Source organism: Bradyrhizobium sp. USDA 223 (assembly GCF_044909005.1).
In the GTDB taxonomy this organism is placed as follows: Bacteria; Pseudomonadota; Alphaproteobacteria; order Rhizobiales; family Xanthobacteraceae; genus Bradyrhizobium; species Bradyrhizobium yuanmingense.
In genome coordinates, this window is sequence record NZ_JBIYDR010000001.1 from 5235653 (window position 1) to 5258999 (window position 23347).

The following is a 23347-nucleotide window of genomic DNA, read 5'->3' on the forward strand; positions in this document are numbered from 1 at the left end:
ATGCCTCAGGGCGACCGAACGGCATCGCCCACAGGAAGCCCAATATCGTTGGCAGCGCCCGCCGGGCTGGCACTCGTCTGCCCTGTCGCATTGCCCTGCCCTGTCATGGCCTCCGACCACCGGCGCACGATCGTGCGTCGATCCCAGCGATCAAGAGCTCGCTTTCTTCCTTCTTCGCCGTAATGCTCACGCAGGGCGGGCGCGTCGCTGAGCTGGCAGATTGCAAGCTCGAGAGCCGACGAATCTCCTGGCGGAATCACGAGGCCCGCATTCGTGACTTCCGCCGCGAGGCCGGTGCCTTCTTCGGCCATCGCAATGACCGGCCGAGCGGATGCGAAGATCGCGCCGAGCTTCGACGGCAACACGAGATCGGCGGCCTCGGCCTTCTGCGGAATCAGATGGAAATCGGCCGTGGCCATCAATTGATTGAAGCTGTCATTGGGCTGAAGCCCGAGAAAGTGGATATTGCGATGTCCGGCTGCAAGCTGCTCGAGCCTCATCTTGTGAGGCCCTTCGCCTGCAAGGATGAAGTGGATATGTGGATGACTTCGCTCCAGGCCAATCGCGGCCTCGATCACGAGTTCAAGGCCTTGCTTGTTGGACATCGTGCCGGAATAAAGTCCAACGATATCGCTCTCAGCCAGGTTCAGTTGTTGACGGTATTTGGTCGCTCGAGGCCCCGGGCAGATCGCAGTCGTGTCGATCCAGTTTCTCACTTCCGCGGTTTTGTCGGGCCGCAATCCCTTGATCCTCAACCGCTCTACCATCGCTTGAGAGATGGTTGAAACGTTGTCGAACGATTTGAGGATCGCCGCTTCGATTCGAAGCATCCATTTTCGCAGAGAAGGATTGCGCAGCAAACCAAGATCGAACGCCGCATCCACCTCGAAATCCTGCACGTGAAGCCATGATTTGGCGCCGACGCGACGAGCGACGAACGAGACGAAGGCTGCCGACATCAGCGAAGGTGCGACAGCGATCATGACGTCGGGCCGCCAGGATAGCGCCTCAAGAAGCACCGGGGCCGAGCTCGTGAGCGCGAATGAAGCGTGATGGACTAGCCGTTTGACGCCAGAGGGATGTCCGGGCACATAAATCGGCGTACGCGTTACTCGAACTCCGTCAACATCTCTCGGTCTGAAGTACGAGGAATTGAATGCAGGGAGGGATTTTCCAGGCGGGGTAATAGGGAGGCGCCGTAATCACTCTGACTTCATGGCCTTCGGCGACCAGACTGTCGCAGAGCTCGGCGTTGTATTTCGCCACACCGATCAGATCGGGGGCATAATTGATGCCGACCAAGAGAACACGCATAAAGTTCGCCCCAATTCAAACTTCAGAATGAAAAAATCTCTAGCAATCTAACTAGTCTACTCAGCGCGTTGCGCCGACTTCCAGATGACGCCCGTAGCCATGAAGATAATCTGCGTAGGCGGCTGCAAGGCCAGTCCGCAAGGCAACTTTCGGCTGCCAACCAAGTACTCGGATTCTCGAGCTATCCAGCAGCTTGCGTGGTGTCCCGTCAGGCTTGGATGCATCGAACGCGAGCTTGCCCCCGTAGCCCACCACCTCCGCGACTGTGGTCGCGAATTCGGCAATCGACAATTCGTCGCCCGTGCCGACATTGATCGGCTGGTCACTCGAATAGTTCTTCAGAAGGAAAACGCAGGCATCCGCAAAATCATCGACATTGAGGAATTCGCGCAGCGGCGTGCCGGTGCCCCACACGGAAACGCTGGGTGCATTGGCGAGCTTGGCTTCGTGGAAACGTCGGATCAATGCGGCCGGCACATGACTATGGTCCGGATGATAATTGTCGCCGCGGCCGTAGAGATTGGTCGGCATCACCGAGATGAAATCGTCGCCATATTGCCGACGATACGCCTGGCACATCTTGAGGCCGGCAATCTTGGCGATCGCATACCATTCGTTGGTCGGCTCGAGCGGTCCTGTCAACAATTCGCTTTCAGCGATCGGCTGCTTGGCGTGCTTTGGATAGATGCAGGACGAGCCGAGGAACAGCAGGCGCCGCACACCAACCGCGTGACTTGCCCGGATCACGCTCAATTCCAGCGCAAGGTTGTCGCAGAGAAAGTCGACCGGGAAATTGTTGTTGGCTGCGATACCGCCGACCTTTGCAGCGGCATGAACCACGACGTCCGGGCGATTGGCCTCGAGCCATTTGAGCGTGGGTTCTTCCTTCGTCAGATCCAGCTCGCGCCGATCAGCCGTGAGCACGGTGCAATTCTCCGATGCAAGCCGGCGAACGACAGCTGATCCCACCATGCCGCGGTGACCCGCGACGAAGACACGTTTGGCCGTGAGATCGTAGGTTAAAGCCCCTGTCATCGTACCCTCTATCAGCATCGGTTTGGCTGGATCGCACCACCTGGCGAGATCCGGCGACCGGTCGCTTTACGCAATCACGCTGCAGATGCAGCCCCGCCGAACTGCTAACACAATCTTCACCATGCGACAGCCTGCCCCGGCCCGACAAAGATATTCATGGTGAACCTGCGCTGCGCGCACAAATGATCAGCACACAATGAAACAAAAACGAGCAAGGCAGCCGCATCATTTGTGCGACTGCCTTGAAAACGATCGGTGACAGGCGGCAGCCGCCGCTCGGTTTATTTCGATCTCAGTACGCCCGACGCAGGACCGGACCGACCGGCGCGCAAACGCGATCCATGTACCAGCCATAGGGCGTCTCGACCCGCACCAACGGACAGTGGCGCCGCGGCACATACCGGTAGGGATACGGCTGGGCCCAGAACGTAACGGGCGTCACCTGGCTCCCGCCTGTGAGCAGGGCAGCCGGCGCGGGCATCTGCATTGCGGCGCTCGCTCCGCTCGCTGCGCAGAAGGTAACGGTTGCAGTCAAAAGACCTGCTCGCATCAACGTCTTGAACATCTAAAAAGCTCCTCGCCCCTGCGGATTTGAACCCCGACCCGCGCTTGCCAGACCCCAGCCGACCAACGTCACGGTCCGTAAAGCCACTCCGCAACTAGCCCAAATAGTGAACCGAACTTTACCAAGGCCACCGACGGAAATGCAACCGATGCCGGGGCGGCCGAGGGCCTTTTGGGACGATATAGCGCGCAAGTGTGGCTTCTTGGTCCTATTTTTTGGTCCTATTTGTCCTGGCTCCACGCGCCTGGAGCCGCGAGGTCGGGTGAACGGCGGTACACATCCCGCAAGAACTGGTAGCTGACCGTTTGAGCCAAAGGCACGTCTTCCTCGCCCAGCTTGGCGAAGAGAAGGATATCCCGAAGCGTCCGCCAGCGGCTTTCGTCGTAATCGCCGATGCGGCCGCCCGTCGGCAGCACCAGCGGGCGCTGCTGCTGCAGCTCGAACTTCAGCCGCTCAGGGTTCAGGCCAGCCGGTCCGGTACCCGTAAGAACGGGCACGCTCCGTGCATAGTCCGCGTAGGTGAATTGCCATCCTCGAATGAGGCCCTGAAGCACGTCGGCAATCATAGATGGCTGTTCATGGACGAGAGTATTGCTCGCGAAGTAGACTAGGCCAGGAACATGGATACCATAGTCTTGCGGTTTGATGACGTTCAGCTTCACGAAGGTCGAGCTGGTGGGATCCGGCTGCTCGTCGATGGCGGCGATGATCGCATCCACCTCCCCGGCCCTCAGCGCTTCGAAGCTGTCGCGGTCAGGGACCTTGGTGATCTGGCTGCGGGGCAGCCCGAGCTGCGCCATCATGGCATCGAAGACGACGTCTCCTTCACTCGCCCTGCGGTATCCGACCCGCTTTCCGACCAGATCGGCCGGCCGCCGCAAGGCGGAGCTTTCGAGCGTGAAGATCGCGACAGAGGTGTCGAGGAAGCTTGCAGCAAACGCAGTCACGGGGACGCCGCGCCAGCTCGCCAGCAGGAAGTTCTGGCCGCTCGTCACGCCGATGGCATGTTGGCGTGCAATGGTTTGGACGAAGTCGGGACCGGGCTGCGCCGACACCTCGATGCGGGAGGAGAAATATCCCTGCCTCGATGCGGCGAGCTCCCCGGCAAACCGCGCGCCATACGGCCCATCAAGGAGGAGCTTGATGGCGACGGGCCTGGACGCTGTTGGAGCTCGGATCGGCGCCGCATCGGGGCGCAGAAGGAGAAGCACAAGTCCCACCAAAGCGACGGCCGCAAGGCCAATGGCGAGGTAGCGCTTCCCTCTCGGCCGGGTCCGCCGCCGGGACTGGGTGCGAGGCAACGAGGACTTCCTAACGGGTTGTGAAATTTAACATATCAGTCGAGGCGGGATGAGCTACAATGCACGCTTGTGGGGTAAGGTTAATTTTTCCTTCGCCTTGTTCTAACAGCGATTTTGCCCGATAGCACGGCTTGTTCGGGCTAATGAATTTTGCGTCAATGGATTTGGCAGGATGACAATTCTTTCCACTCGGCCGGTGCCCGTCGCTGATTCTGCGGCGGAAATTCGCGTGGTCGAGCCGGTCGCGTCGACACCTACAGGGTTTGCGCCGAGCTGGTTGCGACCTGTGGTGGTCGAACGGCTGCTGGCGGTGGTGGATGCGGCGCTGATCGTGGTCAGCGGCATCGGTTGCGCGGTCGGGTATCACGTCGTCACCGTGGGCACGCTCGGCAAGGCGGATGTCTATGCGGCCGCGAGCGTGCTGGTGGCGATCAACTTCGTCCTGCTGACCATCGTGCAGCAGGGCTATCGCCTCAAGACGGTCACCCACCTGCCCCGCACGTTCCGGATGACGCTGGCGACGTGGACCGGCCTGTTCGGCGCGCTGCTGGCGATCGCCTTCACGATGAAGGTCAGCGACGAGTTCTCGCGCGGCACCACGATCTCGTTCTACCTGGTCGGCCTCGTCGCCCTGCTGGCCTGGAAGACCGCTGCGGCGCGCTGGACCGCGCATGCCTTGCGCACGGGCGCCTTCGCCAATGGACGGGCGCTTCTGATCGCCGAGTTCGGCCTTGCCACCTCGTCCAACACGGTCGAGGACCTCGGCCAGCACGGCTACCGCCTGATGCGCGTGATGGAGATCCCGGCCAAGGAGCTGGCTTCGCCGCTGCTGCTGTCCTCGCTGGCGCCGCGCTTCGAGGAGCTGATCAATTACGCCCGCGAGCAGCGGATCGAGCACGTCTTCCTGCTGATCAACTGGAGCCGGCAGCATGCGATCGACAGCATTCTGGACGTGCTGAAGATCCTCCCCCTCCCCGTGCATCTGGTGCCGGACCCCAACACCGCGCGCTTCCTGCGCTATCCGCTGGTCGGCACCGGCAACACCTTCACCGCCGAGCTGCGCCGCGCCCCGCTCACCTGGCGCGAACGCGCGCTCAAGCGCGCGCTGGACCTTGCCGGCGCCAGCCTTGCGCTGTTCGTGTTCGCGCCGGTGATGCTGGTGACCGCGCTCCTGATCAAGCTGACCTCGCCGGGGCCGGTGTTCTTCCGCCAGACCCGCCACGGCTTCGGCGGGCGCGCGTTCAGGATCTTCAAGTTCCGCACCATGCGCGTGCTCGAGGACGGCCCGACGATTCAGCAGGCGCAGAAGAACGACCCGCGCGTCACGCCAATCGGCAAATGGCTGCGCAAGACCTCGATCGACGAGCTGCCGCAGCTCCTCAACGTGCTCAAGGGCGACATGTCGCTGGTCGGCCCCCGCCCGCACGCGGCCGCCCACAACACCGAATATGAGCAGATCATCGGCAACTACGCCTTCCGCCACCACGTCAAGCCCGGCATCACCGGCTGGGCCCAGGTTAATGGTTATCGCGGAGAAACCCGCACGCTCGACCTGATGCAGAAGCGCGTGGAGTATGATCTGTGGTACATCAATAATTGGAGCTTGGGGCTGGATATCAAGATCATCATGCGAACCGCCTTCGGCGTGCTTGATACCGCGGCTTACTGATTCGCACTTCAGGCGACTGCGCTCGTATGAACCCCAATCGACGTTTCATCGTGGCGATCGGACAGATTCCACCGCCAACAGACGGGCTCGCCTACATCACGTCGGAATACGTCAAGCTTCTCGCTGAAGATCACGACGTGAAGGTTCTGAATATCTCACCGAGGGTGTCGAAGCGGGGCTTGGCTTACCACCTGTCGAGGACAGCAATCGTTCTGCGCGCCTCGCTGCATTTGGTGCTCAATTCATGGCGCGGAAACCGCGCCTGTTACATGCCGTGCCAGAGCGATTTCGGACTCGTTTACACACTGTATCTTTTGGCCGTCGCCAGGCTGTTCGGCTATCCGACCTACCTTCACCACCACAATTTCGGATACATCAATGAACGGCGCCCGTTGATGGTAGCGACCCTCCGAGCGGGCGGCTCAGAAGTCGTCCACATCTTCCTTTGCGATCACATGCGAACGTGCTTCGGCCAAACCTATTGGAAACCGGAACGCTCCCTGGTGGTTTCGAACGCCGCGTTCGTGTCTCCTCACGCTAGCCGAGCCTCTTTCCCGACTAGCGAATCTCTCAGAATAGGACTCCTGAGCAACCTTAATCGCGAAAAAGGGCTCTATCTCTTCCTCGATCTGTTGCGCGCTGCACGCGACCATGGGTTAAACATACATGGAACGCTAGCCGGTCCTGTGCGCAAGCCGGACGACAGACGCGCTCTTGAGGCTGCGCAGAAAGAGCTCGGCGATCGATTGCAATACGCTGGGCCGCTCTATGGTGATGAAAAAAACCGATTTTACGAGTCGATCGACGTGTTCGTGTTTCCGACCATCTATGCCAACGAGGCTCAGCCCACGGTGCTCTACGAAGCCCTGGCGGCCGGCAACGTCGTGATCGCGTACGAGCGGGGCTGTGTTGCCTCGCAAGTCGGAAGGAACGGGATCATCATACCGCCAAGCGAACCGTTCCTGCCCGCAGCCCTCGCTTCGGTACGCAATCTTGGGGCGAGCCGGGAAAGTATGGCACCTCGGGCTTCCATAGCTCGTCAAATGACTGATATGCATATTGCGGAAAGAACGAAGGCGCGAGCGGCTCTTTCGGCACTTCCTTCAATTTCGTAGCCGCAGAGTTTTTCATTTCATGAAGATTGCGATCTGGCACAACATCATGTGGTCTCGTTACAAGGCGGTCGTCTTTTCTTCGATTCACCGCCAGGCCCAGGCTGAGAACATCGCCGTTAATTTCTATCAGATCGCGGAGACGGACGCTAATCGCGCCGGACTGTCTCCGATCGATCAAAGCTGGCATCAATACCCCTTCAAGCTGCTGTTCAAAGGAGCATCGTCAGAGATTCCTGCTCTCAAGTTACTATGGAGAGCAGGTTTGCTGACTTGGAGGGACCCAGCCGACATCGTGGTCCTCGCAGGATATGAGAGACCCGTCGTATGGCTTCAGGCTCTCATTCTGAGCCTCAAGCGACGGCCGTTCGCGCTATTTTGCGACTCTACCCTCTACGATCAACCCCAAAGTTTTTGGAAGGGAGTCGCCAAGCGCATCATCTTCAATTGGGCGGACGGAATCTTCTGCTATGGCGTTCGCGCCATGGAGTATGTGAGCTACTACGGCGTTCCGAGCAGTAAGAGCTTTGTCCGATGTCAGGCAGCGGCTCTGCCGAAAGATTACTCCGCGGAAACGGCCTTCGAACGGCGGATCGAAAAAGCTCCTCGGAATGCACCTCCGAGATATCTTTACGTTGGACGTCTGTCGCCGGAAAAATCTCTTGACCATTTGCTCCTCGCCTTCAAGCAAGTAGCGGCATCGATTCCCGGAGCACAGCTCAATCTTGTGGGCAAAGGACCAGCTGAGCAGGAACTGCGCAATCTTGTTGCCCAACTTGGAATTCAGCACGGCGTCACTTTTGCGGGACCGAAGTTCGACTCTGATCTTTTCGATGAATACTGCAAGGCGAGTTGCCTTGTTCTACCAAGCTATAGCGAACCTTGGGGATTGGTGGTGAACGAAGCTATGAGCTTCGGCTGTCCAGTCGTTGTGAGCTACCGTTGCGGATGCGTCCCTGAACTCATTGCTGACAGAAAAACTGGCTTCTCCTTCGAATGGGGAGAAGTTAACCAACTCGCTGAGAAGATGATTGCTGTTCCGAACAGTTTCTCGGATATCGCCGCTACTGCGCGAGCTTGCCTTAACCAGATCGCGCCTTTCAGCCCCGACAACGCCGCGAGATCCATTCTTGATGGATGCAAGACAATATATAACGCGGCAAGTTCTGGCGCTAACTAGCGGCGCTCGGCAATCGAACAGGAATTCATGGTGCACAATCAATCACTATTCTATCCTTGCTTGGGCGGCGTTCGGGACCTAGCGTTCCTGCGTCTCTCTGGCGTCGGCTTGGGCAATAGCTTCTTCAATTATTTCCACACCTATGTGCTCAGCCAAAAGCATGGCGGACGAATGATCCATCCCGCATGGCCTTCCTTTAAGATTGGGCCAATTCTACGCCGCGAGTCCCGCAAACGTTTTTACATTGGACTATTCCGGGTCGCAGGAGATGAGATTGCGGGCGTAGAGAAATTGGTAGCCCTGGCTAAGCTGGGCATGAAGGCGAACTTGGTTTCCATAGATGAAGCTGGCGCTTCTCAAGTTTCGTCTACAGGACTAAATTTAGTTTCGTCCAAGCGCTTTACGTTCTGCGGCTTGAATGATTACCGAGACGATATCCGCAAGAGGCTCTTGGAGATGATCCGAGATCCTCTCCCAGCCGACTTCTCTTGGGGGCGGTCCGACTACATAGGTTGTCACGTTCGTCTGGGCGGCGATTTTCCTCCGGCGATGGACGTAGCTGAGTTGAATCGCGGTGTTTCGAATAGACGCATACCCATCTCGTGGTACGTCGGCGTCCTGAAAAGGCTGAAGAATGACTATCCAAACAAACGAATTCTGGTGGTCTCAGACGGACGTCCTGACGAGCTTCAGGACCTGTTGGCATTGGGTGCAGAGCTTCCGCCAACGACCTCAGACATTGGTGACATACTCACGCTATCATCGGCTTCGATTCTGGTAGGATCGAATTCCACGTTCTCTCGTTGGGCGGCTTTCTTTGGCAACATGCCTTCCGTTTGGATCGCGAAGACCGATCTAGCCAAAGAAATGTGCGCGAGCGACATTCCGGTGTCCTATGTACCCGTAGGCTCGGAAAACTCACCATCTCCCATTTTCGTCGATCAATAAACTCGGATGAGACTTAGCGCCGACAAAGTTCGATTGCTCGCTTCCATCGGTTTCAACATGGTGGCGAAGCTACCGTCTGTCTTGGGTCTCCTCATCATCTTGCCGCTCATAAGCCGAAGCTTGGGGCCAAGCGCGTATGGAGAATTCCTCTCGATGCTTGCGCTGGGCTCAACCTTCACGTTGTTCTTCGGCGGCATCAATACCGTAGGGAGGCGTCGCCTCAGCTTCGCGTACTCGACTCAGAATGCTCTAGGGCAAGCTGGTGCGTTCAGCGATACGATCTGGCTTGCCGCACTGTGTACGCTTGTGGCCGGCGCGGTCGTTGCTTTGATAGCGAGCCAAACGGCGAGCACACCCACACTTGTCGTTGTCGCGCTCATTCCGATTGTTGCGGCGTTTACAAATACCTTCGACAACCTTCGGGCTGCTTATAATCAGCACTACGTCACCGCGATCTTGCAAACGATCACACAGACAGCGATATTTGGGTACGTAGCCTTCTCAGGCTTGCCAACCTCAGCTGTGATTTTCTCGGCGTTAGTCCTCAACTTCCCATATATCCTAGCAAGCGCTCTAACGCTTTTGGGCCTGTGCTGGGAGAAGCCTGAACTGCGTTTGCGAAGCCCCGGAAACTTAGTTCCGAACTTCAGAGCTGCGACCTACGTCACCTTGGCTGACGGCGCTGTGTTTTCTGCACTTAACGCAAGTCTCTATGCTCTGGGTGCGTTTGGAGCGACCGACGCTGCAGCGTGGTACGGAACCCTGATGCGGGCTTTCCAGACGCTACTTGCCCCAGTTCTCCTTATCTTGCTACCCTTGACGAGCTTCGTTACTCTTCGTTGGGCCGAATGGAATGCAAGTTCGCGACGGAAGGCCTTTAATCTGATAGCTATCATTGCGTTGCTATATGGCAGTTTCGTTGGAATCTGCTTCCTGCTTGGCAGTAATCTTTACGTGGAATACTTCTTTCCCGATGTGCCCCGCGTATCCACCTTCACACTAGCCTGCGTAGCGATGTTCTTCGGTGCGATCATTGCACAAAAGATCTACATTCAGCTAGTCTATTCAGTTGACGAAGCCCGCGGGCTGTCCTTCCGAATTTTTCTCGCTGTCTGCTTCGCCGCGCTTCTGGCACTCAGCAGCAAGCTGTCCCTAGCTCCTATCCACGTCCTAGACGTCTTTTGTTTGGCAACGAGCATTCCTCTAATCGCGGTAATTTTCTTCGATCAATCTGCACGGCGATCGAGCCTAGTTTCGCATATTGAATCGATCCGTTGCCTGCCAGACGTTGACTGAACGAACTGTAATTGGCGAAGACTTGCTTGAACCCAAAATCAGGATCAGGTGTTGCCTGTCGACCACACCAAGTTTCCACTTGCTAGAGTTGATAACAGGCGGCGACTGATCAACAAACTTTTCCCAAGTGATTTGAGACCCAATTGGCTGATCATCGAAATAGAATACTACCTTTCCTTGACGATCATCCGAAGCCGGCACCCAAAGCATCCCAAATTTGTGAAACTCGTTCCAGCGCGTACCGATAGGCGCCACTCTTTCGTTTGCGATCGAGTCAGCCTTACATCTGGCAGGTGGGCAGGTGACGCCGTAGATGCCGAAAAAGTCGTGGCCAGAGGCTCCATAGACGTTGGGTGCCTTGGTACGGGAATAAAGGTACTCGAAGATATCGAACTCGACCGTATGGTTATATCCAGGAGGCTGCCCCTTCCACTGCTGCCCTGGCAGAGCTGCAGAACTCTCTAGCGAGACTGTCCAGAAAGCCGGCCATTGTCCCTCCTTGAGATCAAGCGTGGCTGGGTCAAACTTTAGCTCGGCTTCAAAGTAGCCGCCTCCGCCAAATGCTACACCAACGAAACCAGGATCCTGTGCGATGTTTGCTGCCGATACTATTCCTAGACCGTAAGCCGGGCTAAAAGTTGTGATTGAGCCATCGGGGTTGAACTTATTGTAATTCGGCTCTTGCGGCCGCTGTTTCACGATGTTCGAGTTGTACCACTTGAACCCGCTCGCGAATGTAAGAGATTGATCTACAGTTGCTACACTGAAGTCTGCATCCGAGGAAAACGTATTCAGCAGAAACTGTTCCATTAGGGCGGCCGGTGGAGCCTTATCCTTGGCCAATCCCGCCGACGGCAACAGCCCGCTCAGCAACAATAAAACCGCTGAGAACTGCATCACGATTAACCAAGCATGTTTCTTGATCTTACGAAGCATACGCATCCTAGGCTAGAGTCGAATATTACGCTAACTTCTTTAGGTGGGCAGGACTACCCAGACTATTCTCCGGCAGCACCAGAATCCTCAGCAACCATTTATCGAAGCTCACGTAACAACCATGCCAATTTCCGGGTCTTCGCAGTTGCAGAGTCGCGCCCCATTAGGTCCGGCCAACGTGATGTTGCGATCACTTGGGAAGAGTTGGCAGTGGATATCGCTCGCCGTCCTAGGTCTTTCCTTTTTTTCGAACCTTCGAATTGGAACGTTGACGAGCTTCGACGTCGTCGCGGCGGGTTATTGTCTGCTGGCGGCGCCCTTCGTTCTGCTGAAAAGCAATCGCGATTTAATAGCACGGCACGGACTGCCACTATTCGCTTTGGCACTCTTTATCCTCGCGACACTAGCATCCGCAAGCGTCGCATACGATACAAACGACCATTTGCTTCGCTCTTCGCTTCTTGCAGCTGGCGCGTTTCTGATGATCACGTTTAGCTTGACGATCGGCCGTGTCGAAGGGCTCAGTTTTGAAGCTATCACACAGACCTTGGCTATATCGAGTGCAATAACAGGGGTCGTTTGTATTGCGCAGGGGAAATTTGGTTTGTTTCTAAACTTGCTCCCGAGCGAACGTCTTGAGTTTTGGACGCGTCCGACAGGACTGGCGGAGCATCCCGTCGAGGCAGGTCAAATCGCCGCTTACGGGTGCTTGTTCGCCACCTCACTTCTACTTCGGAAGCGCAGGATCTATCTAAACGGCGCCTGTCTAGTCATTATCGCATATTCAGAAACGATATCCGCATCCCTAACAGGCGTCATCTGCAGCATCGGCTGCGTCCTGGCGCTCCTAGTCGCTCGGGGATCTCTGAAATTTTCTTCAATTGTAATTATGGCAGTCTTAGTTCCAGGAATTGGCTTTATCGCTTCGGAGTTCTTTTCTGATACATTCCTCGCTGCCCGTGTCTCTGAATTGTTTCAGACCGGACTTGAATACGGAACACTGAATAGCCGCACATCGCAGATGGCAGACGCGATTGACGCAATTTTCGCCAGTGCCTCCAGCTTCTCTTTGGGGTCAGGTTATGATCCTGGCGCCCTGATCAGCAAGCTAGACATCCATAACGGGCTATTGGCAAGCTGGTATCATTTTGGCCTTCTTGGAGCGGCCAGCCAGCTACTTTTCATTTTCTATTTTGTTTCGGCGGCCCTTAGGAAAGAGAAGAACGAGCGGATTATTGCTCTATTGGGCCTTGCCATATTTGTTCTCTTTTATTTCAGCGGTCCCGCATTCTTTCGCAGATCAGTTTGGCTTCCAATCTTTCTGCTCTCCGAGCCGTGGCAGATATGGAAGAAGGATAGGACCGCAACGATCCGGAGCTAGACTGTCATATCATTGTCTAGCATCGAGAGCATGCCACGATAAAACTACATTGCACATCGCAATGTTAGCTCCTATCGAATGCAAGCCTTCGAACGTAAGGTCGTCACGTATTGGTCTCTATTTTTGAACCAACGAATATCTGAAGCTCGTCACCTTGGTCATTGTGCCAAGGATGCTGTCCACGCGTTCGTACGCGTGAATGTTAAACTCCTTGCAGCGATCCGTCTGGAAATAGCAAAGCTTGACCTTGATGGCTCGAGCGCATTTGTTCTTGACGCTCACTATGTGGTCCTTGACATCGGGATTAACTACGTGAGCTCGTGACATTGCCTCTACATCCAGGCAGGGCCGATTGAGAGCATCGCGGATTGGCAATGAATTCGACTGCTCGGCGCCCCCCTGCATCGTGAACTTAGCTTGACCGGAATTGCTGGCTTGAGCGAACGCAACCACAGGCTGCTGCACCACAACAAATAGGCTGAGCGCGCAGGCTCTAGCGGGTCGCCGCCTCCAAGCACTTTTGATCACCGGAAGAACCTCTCATCTAAACGAACACCCGGAATCTTAATCATCACTCCGTCGCGCATCAATCTCTTGGCAAGAGCCTCGCGCGGAACGGCATCAACACCTTCGAGGCTGGCCAAAAGGCGTTCTTTATGAGTCCAACCCGCCCCCATCAGGTTGAGCGCAGCGTCTTCCGTGAACTCACTGTCGACCATGCTTCGAAATTCTGCGACTGTCCTATTGCGTATGGAGTCAGGGAGCACCGGAAAGGCGGCTAGCGCGAGCCGGTTCCGCCGAAGCGCAATCCCCCCTTCAAACGGTCCGGTTGCGTAGGATTGGTCGAGAAAGCCAACCGCTCGAGCATCGAAGCCGCCGCCTGAGATATTGAGGGAAAAAAGCACTGACCACAGTAAAGAATCGGTCGGATTGAGCGCTAGAGACGACTTCAGCCTGTCTTCCGCGGCGGTCGCATCAAGATCGGCATCCTCCGAACTTTTTCGTCCTACCATTTCATCTGCGATCCGTAGCCGAAGAAGGGCCTCCGCCCGCACCAGATCGGTACGCCACATTGCGGGTCCCGGCGTGGCCTGCATCGACGCCAAAACCTCACTCAGCGTGCCCCTCTTGAAACGATCATTGGCAAGGATGCGTGCCACGACGGCCTTTGCCGTGGCTCCCGACCAAAACGCCGGCAGCAAGGCGACAGACCAAATTATGCCAGCAAGACCAAGCGACAGCCAAAGGCCGCGCAGCAAAGCCGGCACGTTAAGTCGAGCACTATTCCACATACCCGTAGCGGGCGTAATATTTCTGATAGTAGTAACGCCCGTGATAAGACTCGTAACGGGCGAGCAACTTTGTGTCTGCCTTGTTCAGTACGACACCCAGCAGCTTATCCTGAATCTCCGGCGAGCCGCGTAGATTGTGCCTGACGACATCGATCTTGGTCCGCCCCCACTCGATCACGAACACGTAGGAATCGACGAAGCTCGACGTGACACGCACGTCCACGACCGGCGCCATCGGAGGCATGTCCAGCACCACGTAGTCGAATTTCCCGCGCAGCAGAGCGACAAGCGCGTGCATCGCCTTTGAGGCCAGTATCTCGTTGGTGTGCAGCAGCTTCGAGGTGCTCCCGGCCGGCAGGATCGAGAGCTTCGTACTGGGGTCGATCACTAGAGCGTCTTCCAGCTGAACTTTTTGCGCAACGACGTCGACCAAGCCGATCTTTGCATTCGGCACCAGAGCACGTGATAGTGAGGGGTTGCGCAAATCGGCATCGACCAAGATCACTCGCGCGCCGCCATGCGCGATCAGCTGAGCGAGGTTGGTTGATAGCGTGCTCTTGCCCTCGTTAGGCAGGGTCGAAGTCGTTGCCAGTACGCGGTTCTCGCGTACGATCGCGTTGAGGTCCACCGCCACCTTCACCGAGCGCACGGCTTCGGAGAAGCGTGACAGTGGATTGTCGACAACGTAGCGCAAGAGGTCCGGCTGCGGATTGCCCTTTCCAACGCCTTTGCCGCCCAGCATCTGCTCGCCGAGTCCCGGCGTGGCGGCAGCGCCAAGCGCCGGTAGAATGGCGATGCAGTTCGCCCCCAGCACTTCCTCGACTTGGCCAGTGGTGCGGAACACCTTATCCGTGAGCTCCCGCGCCAGCGCTGCGCCCAAGGCTAAGATCAGGCCGCCGAATATACTCGCTGCCAAGATGATCATCGTTTTTGGGTAGCTCTTTTTTAGCGGCGGCGTCGCCGCGCTAATCACACGCGCCTCGGTGATCGGGAAAGACTGCTGCTGCACACTTTCCATGTAACGTTGGAGGAAATTATCATACATCGCTTGATAGCTCTGCGCATTGCTCTCAAGCTCGCGCAGCGCCACCTGCGCCTGGTTGGTCAGCTGGGATTCCGAGACCACGTTGGCAAGGCTCGACTTGATCGCCTCCTCGCGGGTCACGGCGATGTCGTAGTCGCTCTTGTAGGATTCCTGGATGCGCTTGAGCTCGTCCGTGATGTTCTTCTTGATCTCCGCCATCTGCCGGCGGAGGTTAACGGCGGCGAGATGATCCGCGCCGTATTTCATTGCCCAGATCGACTCCTTGGAAGCCATGTCGACATACTGCGCGCGCAGCTTGACAATAGTGTCGTTCTTCAGCGCGTCGGCGACATTGGCGTCCGGTATGTCCTGCTTGAGGATGTCGTTCATGCGGTCGAGCCGCGCCTTGGCCTCAGCGGTGGCCGCATGCGCCATGATGAGCTGGCTGTTCACTTCTGCGAGTTGCTGCTCGTTCATCAACCGGCCACCGGTATCGACGATGTTGTTGGCGGTCTTAAAATCAACCACTGCCTTCTGCGCGGCAGAAGCCTGGGTGCGCAGCTCCTTGATGCGGTCCTGCAGCCAGACGCTGGCGCGGCGCGTGGCCTGGTACTTCGCCTCAAGCGAATCGACGATGTAGGCGTCCGCGATGGCGTTGGCGATCTTCGCTGCCTTTGCGGGGTCCTTCGAGGTGAATCCGATCTCCATGACATAAGTGAGACCGAGGCGCTTGATGGTGCGGCTCTTCTCGAAGCGCTCGAGAGCCTTGCGAGTCTGCTCAAACTCGGACGGAGGATGGCGATCAGAGAACAGGCCAGAGACAGCGCCAATCACAGTGCCGAGCAAGCCGCCACCGCCGCCGGTAAATTCGGGATCATCGATCAGCCGCAGATCGCGGATCACTGCGAGGCTGATGTTCTCGGATTTGAGGATCTCGACCTGGGTCTCCACGGTCGGAGAATCGATCGCGATGTCGCCGAGAACGGATTGCTGCTGGAACAGCTGCACCTTGCGCGTGTCGATCACCATCGAGGCGGTGGAGGTGAACAGCGGCGCGGCGGTGAAGAGATAGAGCAGCGCCAGGATCACGCAGGCCGAGACGATCGCGACCATGGTCGGGAACTGGCGGCGGATGATGTCGAGATAGGAGGTCAGCGTCTGCGACGGGGAGCCGTCGGCCTCGGGGAAATCACGGTTGATCTCCGAGGTCGGCTTGTTCACCTGCAACATTTATCGATTCCTGAAATCAATCCGCGATCTGCTTTTTAGGGATGGAGGTTTGTGTGGAGGCCTGGCAATTGCCTCCCGCCTTCGGAAGCAAGCCCCTCTGCTCCGTCGCTATATATTAAGGTAGCACAAGGTCATCTGAAGTTGAACGCTGTTGATGCAGGGCAGCGCGACTTTGACACTACAATTCGCGTGAGCGTTAACGCCACCAACGCGAAAGCGGCGCTCGATGGCGCCGCTCTGCTGGACTTTCGCAACAATGTCTGCCGCGCACGGGTTTAGCGCGGGCTCACCTGATTGGGGGTGGTGCCGCCGACACCGCCGCCGGCGGTCGCGGGCGGATTGTTGGCGTTGTTGTTGTTGCCGAACCTGACAGCGCCGCCGCCATTGCCGCCGTTGGGGAAGTTGTTGCCGGTCGGGCCGCCTGAGCCGCTGCCACCACCACCGCCGCCGCCGGTCGCGGCGATCGCGACGTCGCCGGTCGCGGCCTGGTAGGCGGCGATCACGTCGGGGTTGCCGATGCCGGCGATCGCGGTCTGGATCTCATTGGCAAAGGCCTGGTCGCTCTGCGCGGCCAGACGGGCGACCTGGGCGAGGCCGCCGACGATCGCGCGCATCTGGTCCTTGGTGGTCGCGGGATCCTTGAGCAGCGCGATCAGGCCCGGAAGCGTGGTCGGATCGGAGGCGCCGAGGTCGCGCACGCGCGAGATCAGCTGCGGGCCGCCGGTCGGATATTGCTGCAAGAGGCTGTTGGGAGCGGCCTTGAAGTCGGAAATGACGGTGGCCGGCAGCTGGCGCTGCGGCGGGTAAACGGCGGCGCTGGCGGCCGTGGTGATCGTCGCGGCGAAGGCCGCGGCGGCAGCCATGCGAAGCGCGTTTCGGATAACGCTCATAAATCAACCTCCAAAAAATCAGCTGCCCCGATTCCTCGGCCCGGGCAAATGGCTGTGCAGTGCGGAACCTAGCGGAAGAGAAAACAGCTGTCCACTTATTCTAAAGACTTCGTAAACGGCGCAACTGCTTCATATCTAGACACTTTTGTGAAGCTCGCCCTGCGCGCGCGGGGCTCGGGCCGCGGTTGCCGAGCGGCCCTCGCCTCGCGGTGCGGTGGCGATGGCATCGGCCGTGGCGCGGCCGTCACGGCGGGAGAAGGACTGCGCCAGGCCGACGCCGAAAAGCGCAAAGAACGGAATGCTGTAGCCGGGCACTTGCAGCGTGAAGTCGAGGCACGAATGCAGCAGCGACAGCGTCGCCGTCGCCGCCGCCGCCAGCGGAATGATGACGTCCCGCCGGCGGGTGAATACGCCCCGCGCCAGCACCAGCAGCATGATCGCCCAGCCGAGCGCCACCAGCAGCGCCATCGGGATGCCTACCTCGGAGGCAAGCTCCAGCGGCGTCGAATGCGCGGCGTCCCAGACGCCGCGAATCGAGATGTTGGGGCTGCGGTACGGCGGGAAGGCCCATTGGAAGGTGCCCATGCCGGTGCCGAACCAGGGATTGTCGGCGATGATCCGCAGCGTCGATTTCCAGGCCTCGATGCGGCCCTCGTCGACCAGGCCCTGGCTGTCGAAGCGGCTGGAGACGCGGCCGCCGAGCAACTGCAACAGGCCAAGCGCGACGGCGAGCCCTGCGCCGAGCGAGATCCAGATGCCGGTGCGCGGCGGCAAGTCTTTCCGCAGGAACAGCGTGAAGGCGACGATCATCGCGAGCAGCGACAGGCCGACGCCGGCGCGCGAGGTGGTCATGAACATCGCCATCAGGCAGATCAACAGGCACGCGAGCTGCGGCAGGATCTCTCTCGGCGGGATCGCGCGCAGGTCGAGCGACAGGCGCCGCCACTCGATGTGCCGCTCCGGCAGGCGGCGACGGACGTCCTCCAGGATCAGCAGCATCCAGATCACCGCGGCCGAGCCGAAATAGGCCGCCGCCGTGTTGCGGTTGATAAAGGTGCCGGTGACGCTGCCGAGATAGGCCGTCTTGTCCCGCCACAGGATCATGGTGGGCTCGATCAGGAACGAGAGTACGCCGTAAAGGGCATAAGCCGCGCCCGAGATCGCGATCACCCAGACCAGGCGGCGCGCACGCATCCGATCGGCGCCGACGGTGATGCCGAGCACGATGGCGAGGATGTTGGCGAGCGGCGCGCCGAGCGCGAAGAACGCCTCGTTCTTGACGATGGACGCGGACGGGGCGATCGGCACGCCGAGCAGATCCGAGGCCTGCTTCCAGATCGGCTGGAACGGCGCGACGAAGGGATGATCGGAAAGCTGCTCGTGCAGCACGAAGGCATAGGCGGCAACGATCACGCCGATGCCCGCAAGCAGCCAGAGATGCGGCGTGCGGAGATCGCGCGTCGGCGCGAAAATGACCGCGATGCCGAGGCACAGGCACCAGAACGCGATCGACAGGTCGTTGGTCGAGCCGAACGGAAACGGCGCACTTGCGGCCACGAAGAACAGGATGAAGGTCGCGGGCAAGCTCCACGACCAGCGAATTTTGGGAAGCCAAAGGCGCATCGTCGTTCTTGCGAGCTGTGCTCTGGGCTTAGAGGAAGCAATCGATGGGATAGATCTTCAGATCCACGTTGAGGCGGCTGTTCCGGCTCTGCGCGCGGAACGCATAGAATAGTCCAAAGCTATCACTCCCCTGATCGAGCTTTATTCCGGGGGTTAATTCGTCGGGCGGGACCAGGACGCCGATGTGCCGGTTGATGGCGGAAATCTCGATCCGCCCCTCGCCTTGCGCAAAATGCCCGCCGAGCTGGGTCACGGTGACCTTCGGCAGGCCGCGGCGCTGATGGCAGACATCCTCCTCCCACAGCTTGGTCTGCTGCACCAGCGGCTTGCCCGGGCCATCGGGCACGACGATGTCGGGGAAGGACGGGCGCAGCATGCCGAAGAACTTGCTCTCCTTGGAGTTCGCCGAGAGGCGGACGGTGAAGGACAGCTCGCCCTTGGCGCCCTTGAGGCGCGACAGCACGGGAGCATCGGGCTCGGCGGACACCATCACGTCGATGCGGTGGCGGACGCCCATCTCTGCGGCAGCGCCGAGCACCGGCCCGACCGGTGCAAGCGCGAAGGTAAGCGGGACGAGAGCCAGAAGACGGCAAAATGTTCGAAAGCGCATGAAGCCCCTTGCAAAGCCGCGGGGTGACCGATGACCGGCGCGCCCGTGCCGAGTGGCGCCTTGATCCAGATCCCGGGCTGTCGGCGCAGCAGAACCACTTCGATTGCTAAACGAAAATGGCACCGGGACAAAGCCCCGGTGCCATCGATTTCGTCGATCAAGTCGGCGTCTTACGGCGCCAGCTTGATGTTGTTGCGGAAGATCAGGGCGTCGTTGGCGAGATTGATGCTGTCGCTGCCGGTCGCCATGATCACACGCAGGTAGTTCAGGAACTTGGCAACTTCGACGTTGCGCGAGTTCGAGACGTAGATGATGTCGCCGTTCTTCATCATGACCTTGGTGGCAAGGAAGAAGCCGCCTGGATCGCGGAAGTTCACGTTGAAGATGACCGGGATCGTCTCCGAGGTGTACTTGCTCACGTCGATGCCAAGCTGGGCCGCAACCTCGCGCGGCTCGCGGCGATAGAGATAAACGGCCGCCGGATCGGCCTGGCCATCCAGGAGACCGCCAGCCTTGCCGACCGCTTCGCCGAGATTGATGCGCCAGGCGTCGAAGTTGAACTCGCCGCTCTGGCCGCTGGCGCCGAACGCCAGGAACTTCTGCTGCTCGCGATAGACGTAGATGCTGTCGTCGGGCCGCACATAGACGTTGTTCTCGGGCGCCATCACGAGATTCTCGAACGGCACGGTGGCCCGCCGTCCGCCACGCTCCAGCATGACCCAGGTCTCGAAGCCCTGGCCCTTGATGCCGCCGGCGCGGGTGATCGCATCGAGCACGCGATCCTTCGCGCCCGCCGCGCTCGCCGGATAACGCGCCGGCGAATTGACCTCGCCGAGCACGCTGATCAGCTGGGTGCGCTGCGAGGACATCGCCACGACCGCTTGCGGCTCGATGGCGCGGTTGCCGATCCTCTCGACAATCGCGCGCTGGATTTGGACCGCCGTCAGGCCTGCGGCCTTGATCTGACCGGCATAGGGCACGGTGATGAAGCCGTCATTGTCGACCGACTGATCCGGGATCGTCACATAGTTACCCGGGCGGACACCGGCTTCCGCCGGGATGAACAGACCGCCTGCCGCGGCTTCGAAGATGGTGACGCTGACGACGTCGCCGATGCCGAACACGATGCTCGCGGGCGGACGGCGGTCGGTGAACACGCCGGCGAGGCCCTTGGGCTCGTGGGTGTGCAGGATCTTCACGGTCGCCGGATTGAGTGGCACCAGCTCGTAGGCCGGCGCGTTTTCGGTCTGGATCTTGTTGTTGACGTCGTCGGTGAGCGGTCCCGATCCGGGATTGGTCGAGCAGGCCCCGAGCGCTAGAGCGGCCAGCAGAAAAGCTGGCTTGAAAAGATATGACTTGGCAAAGGAATGCATGAATCGCGCCCCAAGAGACCCCAATAAGCTCTGGATTGGTACGGCCTAGGGGGCGGTGCGACAAGGGTTCCCGAGTGGTTAACGATGCGATCGGCCGACCACTGTTGCGTGTGGGCCACTGTTTGGGGCTTGGTTTAAGTCTTTGTGACTATTTGTTGTATTTCGTGTGCCCGATTAGGCGGCAAATCGCCCCGGTTGCGGGCCAAGTGTGTCGACCGCGAGGCTTCTTGGACGTGCCGCCGTCTGCTAAGTCTGCGCTGTTAAGGATAGGAACTCCCGGTGTCTGGCCTCCTTCTGATCCCGCTGTTGGCGGGCTCCCTCTTTGGCGCCGCCGATCGCACATGGGGCCCCGCCGTCGCCTGCCCTGGCAGCGCCGGGGCGTGGTGTCGCGGCGCGGCCGTTGTTGAGGTGGCCGCCCCTGCGTCCGCGTCCGTCTGGAAATTCACCCGGACCCAAGGGGCCAAGGACGGCGAAAGCTTCGCGGCCATCATGAAGACTGCCGACACCAGCCAATCGGACCCGGACTTCGCCGGCCTGATCGTGCGCTGCGCCCCGAAGGGCAAGGTCGATGTGCTGGTGGCCTTGATCCGGCCCTTCCCGCCCCGGAGCCGCCCCAAGGTGACCATCGCTGCGAGCGGCGGCGGCACTTTGACCTTTGATGCCAGCATGGCGGCCGCGGGCGCGGCCGTGCTGTTGCCCGACGAGGTCTCGGCCTTTGCCGCCGGGAAGTGGCAGACGACGGCCTCCCTGTCCGTGGTGGTCCGGGAAGGCGACAGCGAGATCAAGGGGATGGTGGCGCTCAACGGGCTGCGGGAGGCCTATCATTCGCTGCTGGCAAATTGCGGCCAATAGGCCAAATTTAGCCATACAACTTAAGGGTCTTTTTAGGCGGGGAATCTAGGGTCCGGAGCACGGAGAGTGTTTCGGATGACCGCCTTTTTGATTTTCAGCTTTCTCACAGGTGCCGTGCTGGGCCAACGCTTTCGCGTGTTCGTGCTCCTGCCGGTCACATTTGCGCTGGTGCTCACCATGCTGCCGGTTAGCATGATGACCAGCCTGGGCTTTCTTGACGGCATGAAGGCTGCGGCGTTGGCCGCCATCGCCCTCCAGGGCGGTTACCTCTTCGGTTCGGGCGCGCGCTTTGCCCTTGCCGCCGCACGCGCCACCCGCGTCTTCGGTCGACCGGTCAAGGCCACCCGCTGATCGCAACGCAAGCCTCTGTTTGAAAACGCACCGCCCGCTTGTATGGTGACCTGACCGTTTCAGGATTCGCTTCGAGCGCGCCGTTTGTCCCTCGCTTATTTTGCCCTCATCGTCTCCATCGTTTCCGCTACCGCTCTCGAAATCGCCGGCGCCACGTTGGGGGCGCAGCTCGGGACGATGGCCGCAGCGTTAGGCCTGCTGGCCGCCGCCTTGAGCGCGCGAAAGGTCGACTACGAGCACTATGTCCGTGCGACCTCCTGGGGCCGCTGGATTCTGGTCGCCATTCCGCTGTGCATCGCGGCCCAGCTCGCTCCGCTTCCGCTGCGCTTTGCGCATCCGATCTGGGCCAGCGCCCACGAGGTGATCGGTGGCCTCTCGCTCGGGCCGATCACGGCCGATATCGGCTTGACGGTGAATGCGCTGCTGCTGGCGCTCGCCGCTATCTCATTACTCGGCGTCGCGATCCTGGTGGTCCGCAACCGCGGCCGTGCGGAGCTGGTTCTGTTCGTTCTGAGCGGCATCACCGCGGTCTCCGCCTTGATGTTGGACATGCATCGGCTCTCGCCGACGCTAGCCGGATCCGTCCCTCATGACCTCACGACCAGCCTGGCCGGGCTCGGCCTCATGCTCAATCTGGCGGTCATGCAGCTCGCCGCTGAACGGGCGGAGACGCATCATTCGGTCCTTCGCTCGATCGCGATCGGACTTTGCGGTCTCGTCGGAGCCTTGGTCAGTGCCGCCGCGATCTTTGGGTTATCAGGGACGAACAGCGCCATCGCAGCGGCCTTCGGCGTCGTGCTGATCCTGCTGATCCTTGTCATCCGCAGACTCGATCTGTCGCTCTTGGCCGCGAGCGCGTTGTCGGTGGCAGCCCTGGCCGGCGCGGCCATCGTGCTGACCTTCCTGTTCGAGAAGAACTCCGGACCGATCCTCCTGCGGCTCGTGCCGGAGATGGGAGCCGAGACGAAGGCCGCGCTCGAGCGGATGTTGGCCGACACCCGCTGGTTCGGCGCCGGCGCCGGCACCTTTACTGCGGTGGGCAGGATCTATCTGAGCGATGCCGGCGCCGTCCTGACGGCGCCCTCGGCGGCCACATCGGTGTTTGCGGGGATGGGCTGGGTCGGCTTGGTTGCCATGATCGCGGTGAGCCTGCTCGCTTTGGTGCGCCTGTTCTTCGGCGCGCTGCAGCGCGGACGCGACTCGTTCTTTCCCGCGGCGGCCGCGGCCTGTGTGCTGTTTGCGCTGGTTCAGAGCTTTGCCGGACCCGGATTGCTGCACCCGGCAGCAATCCTCTGTCTTTCGGTGATCGTGGGCCTCGGGCTGTCGCAGAGCGTCAGCCAATCCGGATCACGATAGCGCGCGGGT

The 23347-nt window shown here is 59.5% G+C and carries 20 protein-coding genes; 9 read left to right on the top strand and 11 right to left on the bottom strand.

Translation table 11 applies throughout. The annotated features are described in order from the left end of the window. Positions 1–5: 5 nt before the first annotated feature. The 4 genes from ABIA40_RS24260 to ABIA40_RS24275 all read right to left on the bottom strand — a co-directional run bounded on the left by ABIA40_RS24260 (position 6) and on the right by ABIA40_RS24275 (position 4125). Complete coding sequence (locus tag ABIA40_RS24260) at positions 6–1187, bottom strand: WcaI family glycosyltransferase (protein WP_404546343.1); 1182 nt, start codon at positions 1185–1187, stop codon at positions 6–8. Positions 1188–1374: 187 nt separating this feature from the next. After that, positions 1375–2349, bottom strand: coding sequence for a GDP-L-fucose synthase family protein (locus tag ABIA40_RS24265; protein WP_404543536.1), 975 nt, complete (start codon positions 2347–2349; stop codon positions 1375–1377). A gap of 292 nt (positions 2350–2641) precedes the next feature. Then, a complete protein-coding gene (locus tag ABIA40_RS24270) occupies positions 2642–2914 on the bottom strand; it encodes a hypothetical protein (protein WP_271538522.1) in 273 nt (90 codons plus the stop codon). Positions 2915–3135: 221 nt separating this feature from the next. After that, positions 3136–4125, bottom strand: coding sequence for an ABC transporter substrate-binding protein (locus tag ABIA40_RS24275; protein WP_404543538.1), 990 nt, complete (start codon positions 4123–4125; stop codon positions 3136–3138). Between the two features lie 262 nt (positions 4126–4387). On the opposite strand from ABIA40_RS24275, the gene ABIA40_RS24280 reads away from it, so the two are divergent. The 5 genes from ABIA40_RS24280 (at position 4388) to ABIA40_RS24300 (ending at position 10420) form a co-directional block, all read left to right on the top strand. Further along, complete coding sequence (locus tag ABIA40_RS24280) at positions 4388–5884, top strand: undecaprenyl-phosphate glucose phosphotransferase (protein WP_404543539.1); 1497 nt, start codon at positions 4388–4390, stop codon at positions 5882–5884. A 26-nt stretch (positions 5885–5910) separates the two neighbouring features. After that, positions 5911–6999, top strand: coding sequence for a glycosyltransferase family 4 protein (locus ABIA40_RS24285; protein ID WP_404543540.1), 1089 nt, complete (start codon positions 5911–5913; stop codon positions 6997–6999). A 19-nt stretch (positions 7000–7018) separates the two neighbouring features. Next, the gene (locus ABIA40_RS24290; RefSeq protein WP_404543542.1) at positions 7019–8176 is read left to right on the top strand and encodes a glycosyltransferase family 4 protein; all 1158 of its coding nucleotides are present in this window, start codon (positions 7019–7021) and stop codon (positions 8174–8176) included. Between the two features lie 27 nt (positions 8177–8203). Further along, positions 8204–9124 (top strand): hypothetical protein, encoded by a 921-nt coding sequence (locus ABIA40_RS24295; protein WP_404543544.1) that lies wholly within the window; start codon positions 8204–8206, stop codon positions 9122–9124. A gap of 153 nt (positions 9125–9277) precedes the next feature. Beyond that, positions 9278–10420, top strand: coding sequence for a hypothetical protein (locus tag ABIA40_RS24300; protein ID WP_404543545.1), 1143 nt, complete (start codon positions 9278–9280; stop codon positions 10418–10420). Here the strand turns inward: ABIA40_RS24300 and ABIA40_RS24305 are convergent. Beyond that, complete coding sequence (locus ABIA40_RS24305) at positions 10373–11356, bottom strand: hypothetical protein (protein ID WP_404543547.1); 984 nt, start codon at positions 11354–11356, stop codon at positions 10373–10375. The two genes, ABIA40_RS24300 and ABIA40_RS24305, sit on opposite strands and share 48 nt — an antisense overlap. A gap of 268 nt (positions 11357–11624) precedes the next feature. On the opposite strand from ABIA40_RS24305, the gene ABIA40_RS24310 reads away from it, so the two are divergent. Next, complete coding sequence (locus ABIA40_RS24310) at positions 11625–12737, top strand: hypothetical protein (RefSeq protein ID WP_404543548.1); 1113 nt, start codon at positions 11625–11627, stop codon at positions 12735–12737. Positions 12738–13261: 524 nt separating this feature from the next. Here the strand turns inward: ABIA40_RS24310 and ABIA40_RS24315 are convergent. The 6 genes from ABIA40_RS24315 to ABIA40_RS24340 all read right to left on the bottom strand — a co-directional run bounded on the left by ABIA40_RS24315 (position 13262) and on the right by ABIA40_RS24340 (position 20779). Further along, the gene (locus ABIA40_RS24315; RefSeq protein ID WP_404543550.1) at positions 13262–14005 is read right to left on the bottom strand and encodes a hypothetical protein; all 744 of its coding nucleotides are present in this window, start codon (positions 14003–14005) and stop codon (positions 13262–13264) included. A 13-nt stretch (positions 14006–14018) separates the two neighbouring features. Then, complete coding sequence (locus ABIA40_RS24320) at positions 14019–16283, bottom strand: polysaccharide biosynthesis tyrosine autokinase (protein WP_404543551.1); 2265 nt, start codon at positions 16281–16283, stop codon at positions 14019–14021. Between the two features lie 275 nt (positions 16284–16558). Next, positions 16559–17173 carry a hypothetical protein gene (locus tag ABIA40_RS24325; protein WP_404543552.1) on the bottom strand — a complete coding sequence of 205 codons (615 nt, stop codon included), beginning with the start codon at positions 17171–17173 and terminating at the stop codon, positions 16559–16561. Positions 17174–17308: 135 nt separating this feature from the next. Then, positions 17309–18796 (bottom strand): O-antigen ligase family protein, encoded by a 1488-nt coding sequence (locus ABIA40_RS24330; RefSeq protein ID WP_404543553.1) that lies wholly within the window; start codon positions 18794–18796, stop codon positions 17309–17311. 28 nt (positions 18797–18824) lie between these two features. Beyond that, positions 18825–19406: a hypothetical protein gene (locus tag ABIA40_RS24335; RefSeq protein WP_404543554.1), complete on the bottom strand. Its 582-nt coding sequence runs from the start codon at positions 19404–19406 to the stop codon at positions 18825–18827. A 170-nt stretch (positions 19407–19576) separates the two neighbouring features. Further along, positions 19577–20779 carry a polysaccharide biosynthesis/export family protein gene (locus ABIA40_RS24340; protein WP_404543556.1) on the bottom strand — a complete coding sequence of 401 codons (1203 nt, stop codon included), beginning with the start codon at positions 20777–20779 and terminating at the stop codon, positions 19577–19579. A gap of 279 nt (positions 20780–21058) precedes the next feature. Between ABIA40_RS24340 and ABIA40_RS24345 the strand changes: the two genes are divergently transcribed. The 3 genes from ABIA40_RS24345 to ABIA40_RS24355 all read left to right on the top strand — a co-directional run bounded on the left by ABIA40_RS24345 (position 21059) and on the right by ABIA40_RS24355 (position 23338). Then, positions 21059–21631 (top strand): hypothetical protein, encoded by a 573-nt coding sequence (locus tag ABIA40_RS24345; RefSeq protein WP_404543558.1) that lies wholly within the window; start codon positions 21059–21061, stop codon positions 21629–21631. 75 nt (positions 21632–21706) lie between these two features. Continuing rightward, on the top strand, positions 21707–21982 hold the full coding sequence (locus ABIA40_RS24350; protein ID WP_404543559.1) for a hypothetical protein: 276 nt from the start codon (positions 21707–21709) through the stop codon (positions 21980–21982). Positions 21983–22066: 84 nt separating this feature from the next. Continuing rightward, a complete protein-coding gene (locus ABIA40_RS24355) occupies positions 22067–23338 on the top strand; it encodes a hypothetical protein (protein WP_404543561.1) in 1272 nt (423 codons plus the stop codon). The last annotated feature ends 9 nt before the right edge of the window (positions 23339–23347 follow it).